Raw genomic sequence first — 20,981 nt, 5'->3', positions numbered from 1 at the left:
AGTGTTAACTATTATGAACAAAAAACAACTTTTATGGGGTGGATTATTTGCAGTTGGTTTGTTTCTAGCTGCAAGTTATTCAATTGACAATCGGGGCTTTCATTCAGGAATTTATGGAATTATTGGCTGTGTCCTCATTCTTGGTTCGTATGCTGGATTGAACTGGGAAAAGTTACGAAAAAAGGATCAGCATACGCGACAGATTCTAGTAATTTTAAGTTGTGTTTTAGCACTAATAGTGGCTTTGGATATTGTAGAATTAGTGTTAAGTTAATAGATCAATTAAAGTGCTTTCTGCTTATGGAATTATTCCATAAGTGGGAGGCTCTTTTTATTTAATGATTGCTATTGATTATTTAAGCAGACCTTACTATAATATTTTTGTTAGTTGACTAACAAAATGAAGGGGTAGGTAGTAATGATTGGACGACTAATAAAATTAGCTAATAACAAAATGAATCAAGAGATGAATACCTTTGCTCATCAATACGGGTTAACAGGAACCCAGATGTCGATTATTGACTTTTTAACTCATTTCCCGGGAAATAGCTGCGATCAACATCAAATTGAATCCGAGTTTGGAATTAAAAGGTCAACTACGACGGTATTATTACAACGAATGGCAAAGAAGAACCTTATCACTCGTACCTCGTCTCTAGTGGATCATCGTCAAAAAGTAGTGACGTTGGCTACTGATGGGAAGAAATTGGCACCACTTGTTAGCCAATATTTAAAGGAATATGAAGCTAAGATCAAAGTAGCATTTAGTAAGCATGATATTACAGTGGTTGAGCAATTTTTAACGTCAATAGTAAAGGAGAAAAAGTAAATAATGACTGATAAAATTTCGCCTAGAGTTATTGCGGCAATTATTGCAACGGGATTAATGTCATTTTGTGGTGTAATTGTAGAGACTGCAATGAATGTTACGTTCCCAATTCTGATGCAGGAATTTACGATTACAACTAATACGGTACAGTGGATTACTTCGATTTACTTATTATTAGTTGCGATTTTTGTGCCACTGTCGGCGATTCTTAAAAGCTCATTTACAACAAAACGCCTATTTACTGTAGCAATTTTATTATTTATTAGTGGAGTCGTGATTGATGCAGTAGCGCCGACATTTCCGGTATTATTAATTGGACGAGGAATTCAGGGCGTTGGTACAGGGATTGCTTTACCCCTAATGTTTAATATTATTATGGAGCAGGTTCCTTCTAGTAAGATCGGATTGATGATGGGAGTTGGCAACTTAATTACCGGGGTAGCTCCAGCGATTGGACCAACTTTTGGTGGCGTGGTTGCTAGTCAGCTTAACTGGCGGTGGGTTTTCTATCTTTTACTTCCATTACTCATCATTTCACTGTTGCTGGGAGAATGGGGGATTATCCAAAAGTCAGTTATTCGCCGACAACACGTTGATTTATTTAGTATGTTAATGATTATTTGTCTATTTACAGGTTTAGTAACCGGATTTAGTAATCTTGGTAGCCAGCCCTTCGTTAGCTTGAGGGTTGGTGGATGCTTACTGGTAGGGCTGATTGGAATGGTTGGATTAGTTTGGCGTTCCTTAATAATTAGTAAGCCGATTTTACAATTACGCTTATTCAAGAATTTATCATTTACCGGTCACGTATTAGGCTTTTTCCTTACCCAGATAATTTCGTTGGGTTTTGCTTTTTTATTACCGAACTATATTCAAATAGTTAATGGTAGTACTGCGATGGTTGCCGGATTAGTTGTTTTACCAGCTGGATTTGCCGGTGCGATTTTTGCCCCACTAGGCGGACGTATTTTAGACCGTTTTGGTGCGCGCAAACCAATATTAATTGGAATAACTTTGTGTTTATTATCGTTATTGCTGTTTACATTAATGAGTCGCAGCTTGAGTAACTCATTTATTGCAGTGGTATATATCTTTTACATGGCCGGTATGGGAATGTGCATGGGAAGTGTAATGACAAATGCATTAGCTGTGATTGGAAAAGAAAATACACTACAAGGGAATGCCATTTTGAATACCCTCCAGCAATTTGCAGGGGCAATTGGAACATCCTTAGTAGCAATGATTGTAGCAGCAAGCCAGGCACACTTGCATATTAGTCGTAGTAATTCGACAGCAATTGGAACGCAGAAAGCATTTACCTTATTGACGTTTTTAGCAATTACCGTGTGGATCAGTTATTATTATTCGGTAAAAAAGAGTAAGTAGCAGGTAATTGGTTAATCTAGAACGATCGTGATCCTAATAAAACTTGTAAAGTAGCAAAGGGCTAGTGAGAAAATGTTGATTACTCACTAGCCCTTTGCTGTTGTAGACTATACTATTTTGCTAAGTTATGAATTATGGTCTTCTATTATTCATATTCACGATTAACTTTGATAGGGAACTTCATTAAACCGCTGAGGACCTTCTGTAATTTGTAGCTGATCGTTAAAGCGGTCCGTAAGGCTTTTTTTCACGGATGCTAACTCGTCTTCGTTAACATAAATACTAGTTATTACGTTTACACCATATTCTTCTCCTGCCACTTCTAAACTATTTTCTTTTAAGTAATATAAGAGAGGGTCATGTTGGGAATAAGAGACGGTTATTTGAAGCGTTGCTTGCTTGACGCGTTGGATTAATCCCGCTTGATGAATGGCTGCAGTTGTTGTGTTGCTATATGCGCGAATAAGTCCGCCCGCACCGAGTTTAATTCCACCAAAATAACGAGTCACAATGGCTACTACATCATGAATTTTAGCAAGTTTAAGCGATTCAAGAATTGGAATTCCAGCTGTTCCACTGGGTTCGCCATTGTCGCTTTCACGTTGAATATGGTCATCCTCGCCAATCATGTAAGCAAAACAATTATGGGTTGCTTTGCGGTGCTCGGTTTGAACTTTATTGATAATTCCTTTTGCTTCTTCCTCAGATGATACTCGGGCAATCGTACAAATGAACCGTGATTTTTTAATCACCTGCTCATATACGGTATCCTGAGCAATAGTAAGGTAATTTTCTGTCATTTTAAACTTCCTTCATGCATTTTTGATCTTTTTACGTATATATACTATAGGGGGATAAATAATGGATATTAGTTATTACTATGGCAGACAAGTATTGGCGAGCCGTTTTGCGCCGGTTCCTGCTGGTATCCAGGTTTTGCCAACAATTGGGGTCGGTTTACGAAACATTCGATGTAATCGTTGCAACCAGTTAACTGCAAGGGAAGAGGCTGCTTTGCCTCGTAATGAATTTTATTGTCCACATTGCATTAACCTGGGGCGCGTTTCAACATTAAATAAATTCTATCATGTTCCCGAACCAAATCAATTTGCAAAGAACGATCAGCCGACGTTAACATGGCATGGCAAATTATCTCCGTTACAAGCACACGCGTCATCGATAATTGCTCAGCGAATGGCTAGTCATGAACAACAGTTGCTATGGGCAGTGACAGGAGCGGGAAAGACAGAGATGATGTTTGCCGGAATTGCAGCGGCACTTCAACGCGGTGAACGAGTCGGAATAGCATCACCACGCGTCGACGTTTGTCTTGAACTTTTTCCTCGTCTCCGAGCAGCTTTTGCTAATTGCGACATTGCCTTATTACATGGTCGGCAAGAGTTACCTTATCACTATGCCCAGTTGACAATTTGCACAACGCATCAATTGTTACGATTTTACCATGCTTTTGATAATTTAATTATTGATGAGGTTGATGCTTTTCCGTATGCAGCTAATGAATCGCTACTTTATGCAACTAACCATGCAATTAAAGAAGACGGCGGATGCCTGTATCTAACGGCAACTCCTGGTGATACCTTATTACGCGCAGTAAAGCAGCACCGCTTGGCAGTTAGTTACTTGCCATTACGGTATCATGGATATCTTTTGCCACCAATAAAGGTCCAACTTGCTTTTTGGCGCCAACACTTAAAGCATCATCAACTACCTAGAATATGCGTCCAGGCGATGCGGGCAAGTTTGGCGCATCAACATCGTTTCTTATTGTTTGTACCGCATGTAGCAGACTTACCATTAATATATACAGCTATTCAATCTTATTTCCCGCGTCATCATTTTACTACCGTCCATGCTAATGATCCTGACCGTTTAATAAAAGTTCAGCGAATGCGTGATGGTAAGTATGATTTTTTAATTACAACCTCAATTCTTGAACGTGGAGTTACCTTCCCTGAAATTGACGTATATGTTTTAGGTGCTGATGAAGGAGTTTTTACTTCTTCGGCGCTTGTTCAAATTGCCGGACGTGCTGGGCGTGCACAAAGTCGGCCGACGGGTAATGTGATTTTATGGGTTAGTAGTAATTGCCGACAAGTGCATCAAGCAGTTCAACAGGTAAATTATATGAATAAGAAAGGGCAGCAAATAAAAAATGAAATGCGTATTATGCAATAAGGAAATTATGGTTCGGCTAACGTTGCGGGATATTTTTTGGTCACGGGAAATTTTAAATGAGGTGGCTTGTAAAGATTGTGTAGGACAATTTGCACATTGGCAAGCAGAAAATCATTGTCAAGGATGTGGAAGAGGGGGATGCACCAAAGGACAAGAGTTGTGTGATGAATGTCGCCGTTGGAATCAACTATATGGATGGTATTTACACCACCGAGGGTTATATCATTATAATTTGAAGATGAAGGAGTATATGCACCGTTACAAATTTGCGGGTGATTACCGCTTGCGAAAAGTATTTCAAACCGAATTCAGTACCCATATTCAACGGGTAGCAGCGGACTATGTTATTCCAATTCCGGTAACAACAGTGACGTGGCAAACGCGGGGATTCAATCAGGTAGTAGGTTTATTACGAGAAGTTCCATATTTACCAGCGCTTAAGGTTAAAGCAAGGGAGAAAGTAAACCAATCCAGTAAAACGCGGCAAGAACGATTATTAACACCACAGCCATTTACTCTTGAAATGCCGGAAAGATTTAAGCAAAAGAAAATCCTTTTGGTTGATGACATTTATACGACCGGGCGGACACTCTATCATGCTGCCGACCTATTTCATCAGGCCGATTGTGCTTGGGTTAAAAGTATCTCATTAGCACGTTAAATTCTTTTTAAGATACGTTAATATAGTTTGTTAATTAACCGGAACTAATCTATAATAAAAGTAGGATATGAGAAGAGTGGTCCTTCTGATATCAGATCAAGCAATAGCTTGGCTGAAAGGAGAGAAGTACAATGTTAAAGTTCAATATTCGTGGTGAAAATGTCGAAGTTACTGAATCAATTCGGGATTATGTGGTAAAGCGGATCAGTAAGCTTCAAAAGTTCTTTGAAGATAGTGTTGAAGCTACCGCCCACGTGAACTTAAAAGTTTATCCAAACCGGACATACAAAGTTGAGGTAACCATTCCATTACCATACTTGACTTTGCGGGCAGAAGAGACTTCTAATGATATGTATGGAAGCATTGATTTGGTTACAGATAAGCTCGAACGGCAAATTCGGAAGTACAAGACCAAGGTAAACCGTAAGTCACGTGAAAAGGGCTTAAAGAACCTTGAATTTATTCCATCTGATAATGATGTTGTAGATGAAGCTGATGATGAATTAAAGATTGTACGGACAAAGCAAGTTTCATTAAAGCCAATGGATCCAGAAGAAGCAGTCCTTCAAATGGATATGTTAGGACATGATTTCTTTGTTTTCCAAGATGCTGATACAGATGGTACAAGCATTGTTTACCGTCGTAATGATGGTCGGTATGGCTTGATTGAAGCAGAATAGTCAATGCTAAATAATTAACGATAGCGCGGATGAGGAATCATTGGCGCTTTTTATTTCTGATATCATTTGGACCGTCTTTTTAGTGATTATAATTGTGCCGAAAATTTTTATTTACGTTGCGAACGTGGTAAAATATTATGGTTAGAATAAAAATATAATTGGCTTGAGTAGTACTTTTTTATTGATATTGGACTTAAGCCAGAAAAATAGGAAGGACGCTTTTATGGCCAATATTCTTAAAAAATGGATTGAAAGCGATCGTCGCGAATTACGACGAATTAATAAAATAGCAAATAAAGTAGAAAGTTATGCTAAGCAGATGTCAGAAATGACTGATGAACAGCTTCAGGCAAAGACTGATGAATTCCGGGAACGTTATAAAAAAGGAGAGTCCTTGGATCATATGCTTCCAGAAGCCTTTGCAGTATCTCGTGAAGGAGCTAAGCGGGTTTTAGGTCTATACCCATTCCATGTCCAAATTATGGGAGGAATTGTTCTCCACGAAGGTAACATTGCTGAAATGCGGACTGGTGAAGGTAAAACCTTGACTGCGACAATGCCAGTGTACTTAAATGCCATTTCTGGAAAGGGTGTTCACGTTATTACGGTTAATGAATACCTATCAAAGCGTGATGCAACAGAAATGGGACAATTATATAACTGGTTAGGTTGTTCGGTTGGAATTAATAATTCAGAAATGAGTCCCGACCAAAAGCGAGAAGCATATAAAGCTGATATTATGTACTCAACTAATAGTGAGATCGGGTTCGATTATCTTCGTGATAACATGGCAGTTTACAAAGAAGACCAGGTACAACGGGGATTGAATTATGCATTGGTTGATGAAGTTGATTCAATTTTAATTGATGAAGCACGAACTCCATTGATTATTTCTGGACCTGGTACAGGAACTTCAAAGCTATATCGGCAGACAGACCGGTTTGTTAAGCAATTAAAAAAGGATGTTGATTACAAGGTTGACCTTGAATCAAAGACAGTTTCTTTAACCGATGAAGGAATTAAGAAAGCCGAAAAGTACTTTAACTTAAAGAACCTTTATGATCCAGAAAATACTGCCTTAACTCACCACTTGGATCAAGCCTTGCGTGCTAATTACATCATGTTCCTTGACAAGGATTATGTTGTCCAAGATGGGGAAGTTTTGATTGTTGATTCCTTTACTGGACGGGTAATGGAAGGTCGACGCTTCTCTGATGGCTTACACCAAGCAATTGAAGCCAAGGAAGGCGTTGAGATCCAAGAAGAGAATAAGACAATGGCTAACATCACTTACCAGAACTTATTCCGAATGTACAATAAGCTGTCAGGAATGACCGGTACTGCTAAGACTGAGCAAGAAGAGTTCCGCGAAATTTACAACATGGAAACTATCACGATCCCAACAAACCGCCCTATTCAGCGGAAGGATGAGCCTGATTTGCTATATCCGACCTTGCAAAGTAAATTTGCAGCAGTTGTTAAACGGATTAAAAAGCTCCATGCAAAGGGACAGCCAATTCTAGTCGGGACAGTTGCCGTTGAGACTTCTGAATATCTTTCACAGCTTTTGGATAAAGAAAATATCCCACACGTTGTTTTAAACGCCAAGAATCACGCTAAAGAAGCAGAGATTGTTAAAAACGCTGGTCAAAAAGGTGCTGTCACAATTGCTACCAACATGGCCGGACGGGGAACCGATATTAAATTAGGACCTGGTGTTCGTGAACTCGGTGGCTTAGCTGTTATTGGTACTGAACGTCATGAATCACGACGAATTGATAATCAGCTTCGGGGACGGTCTGGTCGTCAAGGTGATCCAGGTTTATCACAGTTTTATCTTTCACTTGAAGATGATTTGATGAAGCGGTTTGGTGGTGACCGGATCAAGTCATTCCTTGAACGGATGAAGGTTAATGACGAAGATGCCGTTATTCGGAGTCGCTTCCTAACTCACCAGGTTGAATCTGCTCAAAAACGAGTTGAAGGTAACAACTATGACTCACGGAAGAATGTTTTGCAATATGATGATGTAATGCGTGAGCAACGTGAGATTATCTATAAGGAACGACAAGAGATTATCACGGAAGATGAATCGTTGAAATGGGTATTAATGCCAATTTTTAAACGTACAATCAAGCGTGAAGTTGATCAACATACTCTTGGTGAAAAGAAAGATTGGGATTTGCAAGGAATTGTTGACTTTGCAGAAGAGGTCCTAATCAAGCCCGATACGATTACGGTTAAGGATCTTGAAGGCAAAACACCGGATGAGATTGTCGATTACTTAATGACTTTTGCTAAGGGAGTCTACAAAGAAAAGCAAAAGCAACTATATGATCCTGCACAAATGCTTGAATTCGAAAAAGTTGTTATTTTACGAGTTGTTGATTCCCATTGGACTGACCATATTGATGTGATGGATCAATTCCGTCAATCGGTTGGTTTACGAGGATACGGGCAATTAAATCCGTTGGTTGAATATCAGACAGCTGGTTATCACATGTTTGAACAGATGATTGCTGATATTGAATATGAAACGACCCGTCTCTTTATGAAGTCTGAGATCCGACAAAATGTAACACGATAATTATAAATTTACTACTAGGTACGGCAGTAAGGTAACCCATGGCGGTACCGCTGTCGTATTGTTGTATTTACGGAGGCTTTATTGTGGAATTAAGCGAAGCAAAGAAACAAGTAGAAGTAATGCAAAAAGAAGTTACGCACTTCGGGAGGTCTCTTTGACCTTGATGCGTTAGATGAACGTATTGCCGAAATTGAACAAGAAATGGCACAAGCTGACTTTTGGAATGATAATGAAAAAGCGCAAAAAATCATTACTGAAAATAATAGTTTAAAAGATAAGCGCGATACATTTATTAACTTACGTGATCAGATTGCTGACTTAGAGACATCGATTGAATTATTGGCTGTTGAACCTGATGATGACTTACAGAAAGAATTTGAATCTTCCTTTGAAAAAACGCAAAAAGCTCTTGAGCAGTATCGTTTAACCCAGTTATTAGATGGTGAATATGATTCTAAAAATGCAATTTTAGAAATCCACCCGGGAGCTGGGGGAACAGAAGCGCAAGATTGGGGAGAGATGCTCTTACGGATGTACGTTCGTTGGGGTGAACAGCATGGTTTTACGGTTGAAACAGCTAATTATGAAGCGGGCGAAGAGGCAGGAATTAAAAGTGTTACTCTGTTAATCAAGGGACATAATGCCTTTGGTTATTTGCGGAGTGAAAAAGGTGTTCATCGCTTAGTAAGAATTTCGCCTTTTGACGCGGCAGGTCGTCGTCACACATCCTTTGCTTCGGTTGATGTAATGCCAGAACTAGATGATAGTGTTGAAATCGATATTGATCCGTCTGATTTACGGGTTGATACATTTCGTTCTAGTGGGGCTGGTGGTCAGCATATTAATAAGACTGAATCAGCTGTTCGAATTACTCATATTCCGACTGGTATTGTGACTTCATCGCAAGCAGAGCGGTCACAATTGCAAAACCGGGTAACAGCAATGAATATGCTGAAGTCAAAGCTTTATGAATTAGAAGAAGAGAAAAAAGCTAAGAAGCGGGCGGAAATTGAAGGCGAACAGCTTGATATTGGCTGGGGATCGCAAATTCGGTCGTATGTTTTTCATCCTTATACCCTTGTCAAGGATAATCGGAGCGGTTATGAAACCCATAATGGGCAAGCGGTAATGGACGGTGAACTTGATCCTTTTATCAATGCCTTTTTGCAATGGAAACTTAGTCAAAAGAATCCTCAATAATTTATTTTTATTATATTAGAAGGGAAGTGAGCGGAATGCGTGAGAGCCAACATAAAAGATTAACGCGATCTGGATCAGATAAAATGATTGCTGGTGTTTTTGGTGGGATTGGTCAATACTTTAAGATTCAACCGAATATTTTACGAATTTTATATGTCCTTATAACCATTTTTACCGGTTTTGTTCCAGGGATCATTATTTATATTATCTTAGTAATAATTATGCCTGCTGATCCGCAAAATCCTGATTTATTAGGAATGTTAAAGTCGTTTAGTGAAGCACAAACAAAGTCCCATCAGTCCCAACAGCGTTCTCGGCGAACATTAACAGACGTAGAAGAAAAAGACATTAAAAGAAATGGAAGATCATAATGGAATTCTGGAAACGCGTATTAATTGATACGATCCTCTTTATTGCGCTGGCAGGTTTATTTGCTGGTACAGGGATGTTTTATATTACTAGTGCATGGATTGCGCCGTTAGCAAGTTTTGTTTTGGCAATCTTAAATGTGCTAATCAAGCCGATCTTAGTAATATTGTCGTTGCCGATTAATATTTTGACCCTTGGTCTTTTTAGTGTTGTAATTAATGGAATAATGCTGCAACTGACGTCATTGCTTGTCGGTCCAGCAAACTTTCATTTCTCGTCATTTGGTGCTGCAATTTTGATTGCGATTATTATGGCAATCTTTAATACAATTATCACTAGCCACGAGGAAAGAATGTAAAGGAGTGGAAAAAAGTGTCCAACAGTATTACGGTTCAAGAATTAGTTGAGAAGGTGCGATTAAAGGTCTTACAAGGTGAAGATTATTTGCAGCGTAAGATTACAACTAGTGATATTTCACGTCCGGCCCTAGAGTTTGCAGGATATTTTAAGCATTATCCAGCAGTTCGAATCCAATTATTAGGAATTACGGAGACTTCCTTTGCAAAAGATTTGACTCATGAACAACGCGAAGAATATATGACCAGAATGTGCATGCCCCAAACTCCGTGCTTTGTTATTTCAACTAACCTGCCAATCCCAAAGGAGCTTAAGAAAGCAGCAAACGATGCTAAAATCCCAATCTTAGGAACACACCTTACATCTTCACAGATTTTAAGTAATATGACTTCTTATTTATTGGGACGATTGGCACCTCGTAAATCTCTCCATGGTGTATTAGTAGATATTAGTGGGGTGGGTGTTTTAATTACTGGTGATTCTGGAGTTGGAAAGAGTGAAACTGCTCTTGAATTAGTTCGTCGCGGACATCGCTTGATTGCCGATGACCGGGTTGAGGTATACGCTCGTGATGAACAAATCCTGGTAGGAACTGCACCACAAATTCTAAAAAATTTAATGGAAATTCGTGGAATCGGTATTATTGACGTATCAACATTATATGGTACAGGAGCTATTATGCCGTCTGATCAAATTAATTTAATTGTTCATCTTGAAACATGGACGCCGGATGTTCAATTTGATCGTTTAGGAGACCGTGGTGATACGCAGACTATCCAAGGAGTAATCGTGCCAAAAGTTTCGGTTCCGGTTAAGACTGGTCGTAATTTAGCAATTATCATTGAGTCAGCCGCAATGAATTATCGTGCTGAAACAATGGGATATGATGCAACGGAAACATTTGATCGTAACCTTAACCAGCTAATCAAGCAAAATTCAGAACGAGATAGTAAGGGGTCCGCAAACTAGATGACTAACTTAGCAATAAAGGCAGCGTTAAACCCAATTGCCTTTCAAGGTGGTCCGTTTACCATTCATTGGTATGGCATAATTATTGCTAGCGGTGTTGTGTTAGCGTTATTACTTTCAGTCCGCGAAGGAAAGCGGCAGGGGATTCCTGAAGATGATTTTTACGATTACCTATTATGGGCACTTCCTATCGCTATTGTCTGTGCACGAGCATACTATGTAATATTCCAGTGGGATTATTATTCTCAACATCCTAGTGAGATTATTGCAATTTGGGATGGCGGAATTGCTATCTACGGAGCTATTCTTGGTGGTTTTGCAGTGTTACTTGTTTTTTGTCACTATCGTCATATTTCTGGTTGGTTAATGATGGATGTTATTGCACCTACTTTAATTATGGCGCAAGGAATTGGTCGCTGGGGTAATTTTATGAATCAAGAAGCATTTGGTGCAATTACTACACGGGCAAGCTTGGTTGCTCAACATATTCCGCATTGGATAATTAACCAAATGTATATTGGTGGGCATTATCGGATTCCGACGTTTTTATATGAATCATTGTGGGATCTTGCAGGATTTGTATTCCTGTTACTCTTGCGTCATCGGCAACACCTTTTTCGACGTGGCGAAATCTTTTTATCATATGTAATGTGGTATTCGTGTGGACGTTTTATAATTGAGGGGATGCGGACAGATAGCTTAATGCTTGGGTCAATCCGTATTTCACAATTGCTTTCGGTTATCTTTTTTATTGGTTCGTTAGTAATATGGATAATTCGTCGTCGGCAAAAAAATATTCCGTGGTATATGGCATAAGTAAATCAATTAAATAAAGGAGAAGGATTATGGCAGAAAAGATCGCTGTTTTAGGCGCAGGTTCGTGGGGTAGTATTTTAGCAAATATGCTTACCGAAAATGGTCATAATGTTATATTGTGGTCACGTAATGAAGACCAAGTGAAGCAGTTGAATACAAATCATACTAATCCGCGTTATATGAAGGACTTTGTCTATTCTGATAAATTAGTGGCAACAACAGATATGAAACAAGCCGTTAAGGATGCCAATGTTATTTTGATTGTTATTCCAACTAAGGGATTACGCGAAGTTGCTCAAAAATTAAATAATATTTTAACGGAGCTAAATCAAAAGCCATTAATTATTCATGCAACTAAGGGACTAGAACAAAATACATATAAGCGTCCTTCTGAAATGTTGAGTGAAGATATTTCTCCTAATAACCGGGAAGCAATTGTCGTTCTTTCAGGTCCTAGTCATGCAGAAGATGTGGCAATAAAGGATATGACGGCTGTCACAGCAGCTTGTGAAGACCTTCAAAGTGCTAAAAAAGCCCAGAAGTTATTTAGTAATTCATATTTTCGGGTCTACACCAATGATGATGTGATTGGTGCGGAGTTTGGTGCTGCATTAAAGAATATTATTGCTATTGGTGCCGGTGCTATTCAGGGCCTGGGTTACCACGACAACGCTAGGGCAGCTTTGATTACTCGGGGATTAGCAGAAATTCGGCGCTTGGGAGTGGCCTTTGGTGCTAATCCGATGACGTTTATTGGTCTTTCCGGAGTTGGAGATTTAGTTGTTACTGCTACTAGCAAGAATTCGCGAAATTGGCGAGCGGGTTACCAGCTAGGACAAGGAAAAAAGCTTCAAGATGTTATTGACAATATGGGAATGGTGATCGAAGGTGTTTATACTACTAAGGCGGCTTATGAATTAAGTCGCAAGCGGCAGGTTCAAATGCCAATTACCGAAGCCCTTTACCGTGTTTTGTATGAAGGAGAAGACATCAAGACAGCAATTTCTCAATTAATGAGCCGAGATCTTACGTCAGAAAATGAATAAATATGGTAAAATGCTAAAGGATGGATATTGAGAGAAATTGAAATTACGGAAAGGGTTTTATAATTATGAAACGTGTTAGAAAGGCCATTATTCCGGCTGCTGGTTTAGGAACCCGTTTTCTACCTGCAACTAAGGCTTTAGCAAAGGAAATGTTGCCAATTGTTGATAAGCCAACAATTCAATTTATTGTTGAAGAAGCGCGTAAGTCAGGGATTGAAGACATTGTTGTTGTTGACGGTAAGAATAAACGTTCTATTGAAGACCACTTTGATTCTAATCCAGAATTGGAAGATAACCTTCGTTCAAAGCACAAGGACGAAATGTTAAAGATGGTTGAAGAAACGACTGATGTTAATATTTACTTTATTCGTCAATCTCATCCGCGTGGTTTGGGAGATGCTGTCTTAACTGCTCGTGACTTCATTGGTGATGAACCATTTGTTGTAATGCTTGGTGATGACCTTAATAATATTAATAATAAGAATGAAGCATTAACGAAACAATTGATTGAAAGCTACAATCAGACAGGTGCTTCTACGCTTGCTGTTATGCGGGTGCCACATGAAGATACGGCAAAATATGGTGTGATTAATCCAAGTAAGGAAGTAACTCCGGGATTGTACAACGTAACTAGTTTTGTTGAAAAGCCTGCTCCTAAAGATGCTCCTAGTGATCTTGCAATTATTGGTCGTTATGTCTTTACTCCAGAGATTTTTGACGTATTGGCAAAGACAAAGCCAGGCAAGGGTGGCGAGATTCAATTAACAGATGCTATTGATACTTTAAACCAAACGCAACGAGTTTTTGCCCGTGAATATAAGGGTGATCGATACGACGTTGGTAATAAGTTTGGCTGGGTAAAGACCAATATTGAATACGGGTTAGAACATCCCCAAGTTAAAGAAGAATTACGTGAATACATCAAGGAATTAGGTGCAAAGTTATCTGCTGAAGATAAGCAACAAGGTTCTAAGAAGTAAAATTTATTAATAAAAAAAGATTGAGGATTTTATCTTTTGATTCCTCAATCTTTTTTATTACATATCTTCGACAACAACATATTCCATATCAAGGGGCCCGTGGACACCAACGATTAGGACCATTTCAATATCACCGGAATTTGATGGGCCAGTAATAAAGTTAATGTTAGAAGTCTTTAACTTCCCATCTTGAATTGCCTTTTGGTAGTAATCCATCGCTTGGCGGGAGCGTGGTAAGATTTTACTCTTAGGAATAATTGCTAAGTAGTGAGTTGGTAGAAAATGGAATGTTCGTCCCTGTTCGGGATATGTAGCAATAGTAATTGTTCCAGATTCTGCTAACAAAAAGTCTGCAAAACCAATTGCGCCGTCACTATTATTAGCATTGACGATATTTTGCCGACCTAGTTCCTCTTCCCAATAGTAAATAGGATCAACGCGCAAATTATCTTGCCAGTTTCCTAATGAATAATCCTGCCATTTCTTTTCATCAAAAGACGGGAGCATTAAACTTTTGATATTTTTTTCTTGGATAAAGTCGTTTAATGTGTGTCCAAGGTCAGCGGATTTTACAATTCGAAAATCAACATGGACTTCTTCACTATTCTTTTTTGCAATTTCAAGTAATTCATCTTGTGACTTTCCAGAAAGAGTCTTCTCAGGTAGGTCATTTACTGGGACAAATGGATCATCCTTTAATGTGTGACGAGGACGATCAGCTGCTTTAGCAATTCGATTAAGAAAATCTTCTTGGTTTTGTTTTGTATTTGCTTCTTTTAAATAATCAGTCATTCTTTTGGCCCTCCTCTTCTTCATGATGACGGTACCAGTGGCGGAAATTTTGATGGTACTTTGGCGGAACCGCAAGATCACGAACATTTACCCAACCATGAGCCAACTTAGGCGCTACTGCTGGTAAGTGATTAATTTTGCCATCAGGATAAAGATTCTTGATATCTTCTTGTGTAGTCTTTTTGCCAAATGGTTCAAGTGCAACATGGGCAAATCGCATTGCATCATTAAAGAGGACTGGTGAACTTGTCCCTTTACCAACAGCTTTTAGAAGAGTATTAGACATACTATGATCCAAGTGAAGTTGGTCCATTTCAACGTATCGATGATGGCGGATGAGGTCATGTAGTGGAATTTTGACTGGGCACGTTTCTGTACAAGCAGCACATAGACTACATGCATATGGTAATTCCTTAAATTCTTGGTACCCACCTAAAATTGGGGAAAGGACAGCTCCCATTGGTCCGGGATAGATTGAACCGTATCCTTTACCACCAACTTGGCGATAAACGGGACAAACATTTAAGCATGAACCACATCGAATACACTGAAGCATCGGTTCAAAATCTGTATTGAGCATTTCTGAACGGCTATTATCTACAATTACAACGTAAAAGTCATCAGGACCATCAGCCTCGTCAGTTTCTTTACCCTTAGAAAAAGTACAGTAACTAGTTAACTTTTGACCAACAGCACTTCGGCATAAAACGTTATCAAGCGTTTCAGCCTCTTTAAGACTTGGGACAATTCGTTCCATCCCCATTACAACTACCTGGGTCTTAGGGATAGCCATGGTTAAATCGGCATTACCCTCGTTAGTAACTAGGTTAATCATCCCATTATTGGCAATGGCAAAGTTACAGCCAGTAATTCCAAAGTCAGCCTTCATGAAGTAGTTTCTTAAGTAGTGACGAACAAACCGTGCCATGTGCTCGGGGTCGTTATCGCCATCATAACCAAGCTTTTCAAAAACCTTTTGAATTTGGTTTCGGTTTTTGTGTAATGTTGGGAAAACAATATGAGTTGGTTCATCCCAATTATCTTCTTGAAGGATAAACTCGGCTAGGTCAGTTTCCATTAATGAAACTCCAGGAATTGTTAATAGGTCTTTATCTAGTCCAATTTCAGTAGTTACCATTGATTTTGACTTAACAATATGCTGAGCATTTTTCTTAATAGCTAGTTGCTTAATGAAGGCACTTGCCTCATCACCTGTTTTTGCAAAGAAAACATGACCACCATTTTTTTGAACATTGTCACTAAATTCTTCGAGATAATCTGGAAGGTGTTTGAGCACATGTTGACGAATTTCAGCAGAGAGGTCACGCCAACCTTCCCAGTTGCCTAGTTGCCGCCGTGCTTCAGTCCGTTTTTGGAATTGGGCATCTTGGGCCTTGGCAACAGAAGCGCGCATGAATTTATCTGCTTCAGCTTCTTCAATTCGTTCATTAAAAGGTTTATCGCTTGTGGCAATTCCCATCTAAAACACCCCGTTTCCGTTTGCTGGGATCATTACGTGATCAGTATCTTTAACATAGGTAATTCGACTCGGATCAACATTGTGATTAAGAACTTCAGCAATGTGCATAATCTTAATGTGTGAACCGTCATGGCGCCGATTAATTCGACCCCCAATATTCATCAGGCAAGTTTGTTCACAGGCAATTAGAATATGAGCCTTTGTCTTGAGTACATTATCAGCTTTATCATCAACCATTGCTTCAGAAATTAGTGGTTCCTTAACTGAGAAAGTTCCACCAAAGCCGCAACATAATTGAATATTATGAAGCGGGATTAGTTTTAGCCCTTTAACATGTTCTAATAAAACAAATGGTGCAGTCCGTTCGCCTAATAGACGGGTCATGTGGCACGAACGGTGGAAAGTTGCAGTGTCATCTAGTTCGGCGCCACAATCAAGAATACCAAGGACACGATAAATAAATTGTGTTAATTCGAATGACTTATCATAGAGAATTTGTGCTTTCTTAGCATACTCAGGGTCATCCTTAAAAATGCCTTTATACTCATGGAGCATTGCAACACAGGAACCGGTAGGACCAACAATATAGTCAGCATCGATACTCAAGAGAGCATCAAGCTGGTTCCTAAAAGTTGCCATTGTTTCTTTATCATAACCACTATTATAAGTTGGTTGTCCACAACAAATTTGTTTATCAGGGAAAACTGTTTCGCAACCAAAGCGTTGGAGGAGTTCAACAGTTGCCTTACCAACATCTGGGTAAAGCAAATCAACAATACAAGTAGAAAAAATACAGACTTTCATATAAGTGTGCATTAGTTGAATGCACTTCGCCTCCTTAAAATAATAGAATTAAATAAATGCTTATCATAATAAGTATAACGCAAATGTTACCAACTTAGTGTTGATATCGCTTTAATTATTTAATTCACATATATAATATAATAATATTTGTTATAGTCCGATAAGAATATGACTATTAAAAAGTAAGCTAAAAAATAGACAAGTAAATAGAAAGTCGGTATGATATGGATAATGATTATTTGAGGAGGAAAAGAAAATGGCAGAGAATAAGCAATATGATGTTGTAATCATTGGTGCCGGTCCAGGTGGAATGACAGCTGCAATGTATGCTTCACGTGCAAATTTATCTGTTTTAATGTTAGACCGCGGTGCCTATGGCGGAAACTTAAATAATACTGCTGAAATTGAGAATTACACTGGTTTTAAGAAGATTAAGGGACCGGAGCTTGCTCAGCAAATGTATGATGGTGCTACTCAATTTGGTGCCGAATATGCTTATGGAACTGTTACAAAGGTAGAGCTTGATGGTAACTTAAAAAAGATAACGACTGATATGGATGAAACATATACTGCGAAGGCGGTTGTAATTGCGACTGGATCAGATCACCGGCGATTGGATGTCCCAGGCGAGGAAGACTTTAGTGGTCGTGGTGTATCTTACTGTGCAGTTTGTGACGGTGCCTTTTTCAAAAATAAACACTTAATTGTTGTTGGTGGTGGTGATGCAGCCGTTGAAGAAGGTGTTTACTTAACGCAATTGGCATCTAAGGTAACGGTCCTCGTTCGTCGTGATGAATTACGTGCAGAACCAATTATCCAAGCTGAAGCAATGAATAATGATAAGATGGAATTCATCTATAATACTAGTGTTACAGAAATAATTGGTGATGATATTAAGGTTACGGGCGTAAAAACCCATAATAATAAGACGGGTGAAGAAGGCAAAATTGCCGCTGACGGCGTATTCATTTACGTTGGTAATATTCCAATGACCACCTCTTTTACTAACCTCAATATTTTAGATGATCAAGGATGGGTAAAGACGGATGACCGGATGCAAACAGCAATTCCTGGCATTTTTGCGATCGGGGATGTTCGTGAGACGCCATTACGTCAAGTTGCTACTGCGGTTGGCGATGGAGCAATTGCAGGGCAACAAGTCTATGAATATATCAAATCAATGAATTAAATGTGGTAGTGACACTCAAATTGACTAGCGTTCATGGCTAATATTGTGTAGTGTTGCCTTAATAATATTTTAAAAATTAGCGAAAGACTGGGAGAGCAATATTATCCCAGTTTTTTGTGTATAAAAGTGTAGGGAGGTCCTTTATGGATGCTATTAAGTGTAATGATACCCTAGCAATTTCTATTCATCGGGTTCGTAATTCTGATTTAAATGAACACGGAACAGTCTATGGTGGGCGGACGTTAGAATTAATTGATGGACAAGCTTCAGTTGCGGCAATGCGGGTAGCGCGGACAACAGTGGCTACCGCTTCAATGGATCATATTCAATTCCTTCAGCCCTTTGATTTACAAGATTCAATGTGCATGGAGGCCTATGTAACAGGTTTTGGTAGACGATCGATTGAAGTCTTTACTAAAGTAATTGGAGAGCACTTGATGACTGGCGAACGATTCTTAGGCTTTACTAGTTTTATGACTTTTGTTATTTTAGATGCTGAAAAACAGGTGGATTTTGACCGATTAATTCCTGAAAGCGCTGAACAAAAAGCACTTGTTGCATCTTACTCTCAGCGAGTAGCAGATCGTAAAGAACAGCGACAAAAGCAGCAGGACTTTCTTAGTCAGATTTCGATTACCAAACCATGGGCTAAATAATATGGTAAAACTTTAGTGAAAATATAAGTAAAAAGCGACATGAACGATTTTATGCGGTATACTAAAAAGCAGATTAAGACGTAAAGGAGACATTATTGTGAGCTGGAAAGATACTTATAAGGTTTGGCAAGAACGAACAGATCTTGAGCCAGATTTAAAGCAAGAATTAGCTGCAATGAACGATGATAAGGAAATTGAGGATGCCTTCTACGGTCCGCTATCATTTGGTACTGCTGGTATGCGAGGGTTGATGGGACCCGGAATCAATCGGATGAATGTATACACAGTTCGCCAGGCTACTGAAGGGTTAGCTACCTTAATGGACTCATTAGGTGATGATATTAAGAAACGTGGAGTGGCGATTGGCTATGATTCACGACATAACTCACGTAAGTTTGCTCACGATGCTGCTCGTGTCCTAGGAGCTCATGGAATCAAGGTTTATATTTATGATAACCTTCGTCCAACACCTGAATTGTCATTTGCAGTTCGGCATATGGGAGCTTACGCTGGTATTATGATTACGGCCAGTCATAACCCTAAAGAATATAATGGTTACAAGATTTACGGTGAAGATGGTGGTCAGATGCCGCCTAAGGAATCTGACATGATGACAGGTTACATCCGTAAGATTGATGATATCTTTGACATTGCGTTAGCTGATGAACAAGAAATGCTCGACAATGGCTTAGAAACAATTATGGGTGAAGATGTTGATGCCGCTTACCTTGCGAAAGCTAAAGATGTTACCGTAAATCCAGAATTAGCACAGAAGTATGGTAAAGATATGAAGTTTGTCTTTACTCCATTATGCGGGACTGGACGGATGCTTGGTGAACGGGCATTGCGTCAAGCTGGTTTTACTAATTACGAGATGGAACCAACAGAAGCTCAACCAAATGGTGATTTCCCCGGCCTTGAACATCCAAATCCGGAATTCCCAGAAGCTTTTGTTCGGTCAATTGCGCTTGGGAAGAAGGTTGGTGCTGATGTCTTAATTGCAACTGACCCAGATGCCGATCGTCTTGGCTGTGCTGTTCGTCAACCAGACGGTGAATACCAACTACTCACTGGTAACCAAATCGCTTCAATTATGCTTGCTTATATCCTTGAAGCACATAAGCAAGCTGGTACGTTACCACAGAATGCGGCAGCTGTTAAATCAATCGTTTCCACTAACTTTGCTGCAAAAATTGCAGAAAGCTATGGAGTTGAGATGGTTAACGTTTTAACTGGCTTCAAGTGGATTGCGGATCAAATTCACCAATATGAGACTGGTAAGATTGACCATACCTTTATGTTTGGTTTTGAAGAAAGCTATGGTTATTTAATTAAACCATTTGTTCGCGATAAGGATGCTATTCAGTCGTTGACCCTCTTAGCGGAAGTTGCAGCATACTATCGCAGTCGGAATATGACACTTTATGATGGCCTGCAAGAACTCTTTAAGAAGTATGGTTACTTCCGTGAAAAGACGATTGCAAATACCTATGCCGGTGTTGATGGCCCTGCTAAGATTAAGAACTTAATGAAGAAGTTCAGAGAAGAGGCCCCTACTCACTTTGCTGGTCACCAAGTAGTTCTTACAGAAGACTTCTCTAAGGGAACCAAGACTACTGCTGACGGGAAGGTAAGTGAACTAGGTATTCCAGAATCAAACGTATTACGGTATGTTCTTGATGATGATACGTGGATTGCTATTCGTCCTTCAGGAACTGAACCAAAGCTTAAGTTCTACATTGGAACGAGTGCAGATACTTTAGATCAGGCAAATGCAAAGTTAGCTGATTTTGAAAAAGCTTTGCAAGAATTTGCTGAAGAATAGTTTAGAAAGCAAAGAGATTGAGAAATAGCTCGATCTCTAAAGAAAGGCATGTAATAGCGTAGTAGCTGACTGCATGTCGTAGCCACCTTTGCGTAAACACCCAAAATCAGCTTGTTAACCGATTTTGGGTGTTTTTTTATTACTGGTTATAAGTGACGT

21 protein-coding genes are annotated in these 20,981 nt (G+C 39.3%); 17 read left to right on the top strand and 4 right to left on the bottom strand.

Annotated features, from left to right (window positions below; genetic code table 11):
* Positions 1-13 precede the first annotated feature (13 nt).
* The 3 genes from H5S39_RS10940 to H5S39_RS10930 all read left to right on the top strand — a co-directional run bounded on the left by H5S39_RS10940 (position 14) and on the right by H5S39_RS10930 (position 2,215).
* Positions 14-274, top strand: coding sequence for a hypothetical protein (locus H5S39_RS10940; RefSeq protein WP_182597102.1), 261 nt, complete (start codon positions 14-16; stop codon positions 272-274).
* Positions 275-418: 144 nt separating this feature from the next.
* Positions 419-829, top strand: coding sequence for a MarR family winged helix-turn-helix transcriptional regulator (locus H5S39_RS10935; protein ID WP_182597101.1), 411 nt, complete (start codon positions 419-421; stop codon positions 827-829).
* Positions 830-832: 3 nt separating this feature from the next.
* Entirely contained in the window at positions 833-2,215 is a 1,383-nt protein-coding gene (locus tag H5S39_RS10930) for an MFS transporter (protein WP_182597100.1), read from the top strand.
* Positions 2,216-2,376: 161 nt separating this feature from the next.
* Here H5S39_RS10930 and H5S39_RS10925 read toward each other — a convergent pair whose 3' ends face one another.
* Positions 2,377-3,015: a YigZ family protein gene (locus H5S39_RS10925; RefSeq protein WP_182597099.1), complete on the bottom strand. Its 639-nt coding sequence runs from the start codon at positions 3,013-3,015 to the stop codon at positions 2,377-2,379.
* A 61-nt stretch (positions 3,016-3,076) separates the two neighbouring features.
* Between H5S39_RS10925 and H5S39_RS10920 the strand changes: the two genes are divergently transcribed.
* The 11 genes from H5S39_RS10920 to galU all read left to right on the top strand — a co-directional run bounded on the left by H5S39_RS10920 (position 3,077) and on the right by galU (position 14,076).
* Positions 3,077-4,411: an ATP-dependent helicase ComFA gene (locus H5S39_RS10920; RefSeq protein ID WP_182597098.1), complete on the top strand. Its 1,335-nt coding sequence runs from the start codon at positions 3,077-3,079 to the stop codon at positions 4,409-4,411.
* A 7-nt stretch (positions 4,412-4,418) separates the two neighbouring features.
* Positions 4,419-5,072 carry a ComF family protein gene (locus tag H5S39_RS10915; RefSeq protein ID WP_231832890.1) on the top strand — a complete coding sequence of 218 codons (654 nt, stop codon included), beginning with the start codon at positions 4,419-4,421 and terminating at the stop codon, positions 5,070-5,072.
* Positions 5,073-5,203: 131 nt separating this feature from the next.
* The gene (hpf, locus tag H5S39_RS10910; protein ID WP_182597096.1) at positions 5,204-5,752 is read left to right on the top strand and encodes a ribosome hibernation-promoting factor, HPF/YfiA family; all 549 of its coding nucleotides are present in this window, start codon (positions 5,204-5,206) and stop codon (positions 5,750-5,752) included.
* Between the two features lie 223 nt (positions 5,753-5,975).
* Entirely contained in the window at positions 5,976-8,339 is a 2,364-nt protein-coding gene (gene secA / locus H5S39_RS10905) for a preprotein translocase subunit SecA (RefSeq protein ID WP_182597095.1), read from the top strand.
* An 83-nt stretch (positions 8,340-8,422) separates the two neighbouring features.
* Positions 8,423-9,539, top strand: a protein-coding gene (gene prfB / locus H5S39_RS10900) for a peptide chain release factor 2 (protein ID WP_375139120.1) whose coding sequence is annotated in 2 segments (ribosomal slippage) — positions 8,423-8,494 and positions 8,496-9,539 — 1,116 coding nt in all. Because the reading frame shifts where the segments join, the coding sequence is not laid out codon by codon here.
* A 35-nt stretch (positions 9,540-9,574) separates the two neighbouring features.
* The gene (locus tag H5S39_RS10895) at positions 9,575-9,910 is read left to right on the top strand and encodes a PspC domain-containing protein (RefSeq protein WP_182597093.1); all 336 of its coding nucleotides are present in this window, start codon (positions 9,575-9,577) and stop codon (positions 9,908-9,910) included.
* A complete protein-coding gene (locus tag H5S39_RS10890; protein ID WP_182597092.1) occupies positions 9,910-10,266 on the top strand; it encodes a phage holin family protein in 357 nt (118 codons plus the stop codon). Before H5S39_RS10895 ends, H5S39_RS10890 begins: the two co-directional genes overlap by 1 nt.
* Positions 10,267-10,280: 14 nt before the next feature.
* Positions 10,281-11,234, top strand: coding sequence for an HPr(Ser) kinase/phosphatase (gene hprK, locus H5S39_RS10885; RefSeq protein WP_182597091.1), 954 nt, complete (start codon positions 10,281-10,283; stop codon positions 11,232-11,234).
* Positions 11,235-12,050, top strand: coding sequence for a prolipoprotein diacylglyceryl transferase (lgt, locus tag H5S39_RS10880; RefSeq protein ID WP_182597090.1), 816 nt, complete (start codon positions 11,235-11,237; stop codon positions 12,048-12,050). It begins immediately after the preceding gene.
* Positions 12,051-12,079: 29 nt separating this feature from the next.
* Positions 12,080-13,096 (top strand): NAD(P)H-dependent glycerol-3-phosphate dehydrogenase, encoded by a 1,017-nt coding sequence (locus tag H5S39_RS10875; protein WP_182597089.1) that lies wholly within the window; start codon positions 12,080-12,082, stop codon positions 13,094-13,096.
* A gap of 65 nt (positions 13,097-13,161) precedes the next feature.
* Positions 13,162-14,076: a UTP--glucose-1-phosphate uridylyltransferase GalU gene (gene galU, locus H5S39_RS10870; RefSeq protein ID WP_182597088.1), complete on the top strand. Its 915-nt coding sequence runs from the start codon at positions 13,162-13,164 to the stop codon at positions 14,074-14,076.
* 57 nt (positions 14,077-14,133) lie between these two features.
* On the opposite strand, the gene H5S39_RS10865 is transcribed toward galU, so the two are convergent.
* From H5S39_RS10865 to H5S39_RS10855, 3 genes are read right to left on the bottom strand one after another with little or no spacing between them, the layout of a single operon-like run.
* Positions 14,134-14,868, bottom strand: a complete 735-nt coding sequence (locus H5S39_RS10865; protein ID WP_182597087.1) for a LutC/YkgG family protein — start codon at positions 14,866-14,868, stop codon at positions 14,134-14,136.
* Positions 14,861-16,348: a LutB/LldF family L-lactate oxidation iron-sulfur protein gene (locus H5S39_RS10860; protein WP_182597086.1), complete on the bottom strand. Its 1,488-nt coding sequence runs from the start codon at positions 16,346-16,348 to the stop codon at positions 14,861-14,863. The genes H5S39_RS10865 and H5S39_RS10860 overlap by 8 nt, the downstream gene beginning before the upstream one ends.
* Entirely contained in the window at positions 16,349-17,152 is an 804-nt protein-coding gene (locus H5S39_RS10855) for a (Fe-S)-binding protein (protein ID WP_182597195.1), read from the bottom strand.
* Between the two features lie 256 nt (positions 17,153-17,408).
* Here H5S39_RS10855 and trxB point away from each other — a divergent pair, with 256 nt between their 5' ends.
* The 3 genes from trxB (at position 17,409) to H5S39_RS10840 (ending at position 20,822) form a co-directional block, all read left to right on the top strand.
* A complete protein-coding gene (gene trxB / locus H5S39_RS10850; protein ID WP_182597085.1) occupies positions 17,409-18,341 on the top strand; it encodes a thioredoxin-disulfide reductase in 933 nt (310 codons plus the stop codon).
* A 143-nt stretch (positions 18,342-18,484) separates the two neighbouring features.
* Positions 18,485-18,997 (top strand): acyl-CoA thioesterase, encoded by a 513-nt coding sequence (locus tag H5S39_RS10845; RefSeq protein WP_182597084.1) that lies wholly within the window; start codon positions 18,485-18,487, stop codon positions 18,995-18,997.
* A gap of 97 nt (positions 18,998-19,094) precedes the next feature.
* Entirely contained in the window at positions 19,095-20,822 is a 1,728-nt protein-coding gene (locus tag H5S39_RS10840; protein ID WP_182597083.1) for a phospho-sugar mutase, read from the top strand.
* Positions 20,823-20,981: the final 159 nt, after the last annotated feature.

The organism is Limosilactobacillus rudii (assembly GCF_014145455.1).
Lineage (GTDB): Bacteria > Bacillota > Bacilli > Lactobacillales > Lactobacillaceae > Limosilactobacillus > Limosilactobacillus rudii.
Note: the sequence above shows the minus strand (reverse complement) of the source record. Positions and strands in the feature narration are given on the sequence as shown.

What these genes read in the sequence shown, in the direction of transcription:
- H5S39_RS10925 (WP_182597099.1), bottom strand. Translation starts at nt 3,015, where the DNA reads ATGACAGAAAATTACCTTACTATTGCTCAGGATACCGTATATGAGCAG.
- H5S39_RS10915 (WP_231832890.1), top strand. Translation starts at nt 4,419, where the DNA reads ATGGTTCGGCTAACGTTGCGGGATATTTTTTGGTCACGGGAAATTTTA.
- H5S39_RS10875 (WP_182597089.1), top strand. Translation starts at nt 12,080, where the DNA reads ATGGCAGAAAAGATCGCTGTTTTAGGCGCAGGTTCGTGGGGTAGTATT.
- H5S39_RS10860 (WP_182597086.1), bottom strand. Translation starts at nt 16,348, where the DNA reads ATGGGAATTGCCACAAGCGATAAACCTTTTAATGAACGAATTGAAGAA.
- galU (WP_182597088.1), top strand. Translation starts at nt 13,162, where the DNA reads ATGAAACGTGTTAGAAAGGCCATTATTCCGGCTGCTGGTTTAGGAACC.
- trxB (WP_182597085.1), top strand. Translation starts at nt 17,409, where the DNA reads ATGGCAGAGAATAAGCAATATGATGTTGTAATCATTGGTGCCGGTCCA.
- H5S39_RS10930 (WP_182597100.1), top strand. Translation starts at nt 833, where the DNA reads ATGACTGATAAAATTTCGCCTAGAGTTATTGCGGCAATTATTGCAACG.
- H5S39_RS10935 (WP_182597101.1), top strand. Translation starts at nt 419, where the DNA reads ATGATTGGACGACTAATAAAATTAGCTAATAACAAAATGAATCAAGAG.
- H5S39_RS10890 (WP_182597092.1), top strand. Translation starts at nt 9,910, where the DNA reads ATGGAATTCTGGAAACGCGTATTAATTGATACGATCCTCTTTATTGCG.
- H5S39_RS10855 (WP_182597195.1), bottom strand. Translation starts at nt 17,152, where the DNA reads ATGAAAGTCTGTATTTTTTCTACTTGTATTGTTGATTTGCTTTACCCA.
- H5S39_RS10895 (WP_182597093.1), top strand. Translation starts at nt 9,575, where the DNA reads ATGCGTGAGAGCCAACATAAAAGATTAACGCGATCTGGATCAGATAAA.
- lgt (WP_182597090.1), top strand. Translation starts at nt 11,235, where the DNA reads ATGACTAACTTAGCAATAAAGGCAGCGTTAAACCCAATTGCCTTTCAA.
- H5S39_RS10940 (WP_182597102.1), top strand. Translation starts at nt 14, where the DNA reads ATGAACAAAAAACAACTTTTATGGGGTGGATTATTTGCAGTTGGTTTG.
- H5S39_RS10920 (WP_182597098.1), top strand. Translation starts at nt 3,077, where the DNA reads ATGGATATTAGTTATTACTATGGCAGACAAGTATTGGCGAGCCGTTTT.
- H5S39_RS10865 (WP_182597087.1), bottom strand. Translation starts at nt 14,868, where the DNA reads ATGACTGATTATTTAAAAGAAGCAAATACAAAACAAAACCAAGAAGAT.
- secA (WP_182597095.1), top strand. Translation starts at nt 5,976, where the DNA reads ATGGCCAATATTCTTAAAAAATGGATTGAAAGCGATCGTCGCGAATTA.
- hpf (WP_182597096.1), top strand. Translation starts at nt 5,204, where the DNA reads ATGTTAAAGTTCAATATTCGTGGTGAAAATGTCGAAGTTACTGAATCA.
- H5S39_RS10845 (WP_182597084.1), top strand. Translation starts at nt 18,485, where the DNA reads ATGGATGCTATTAAGTGTAATGATACCCTAGCAATTTCTATTCATCGG.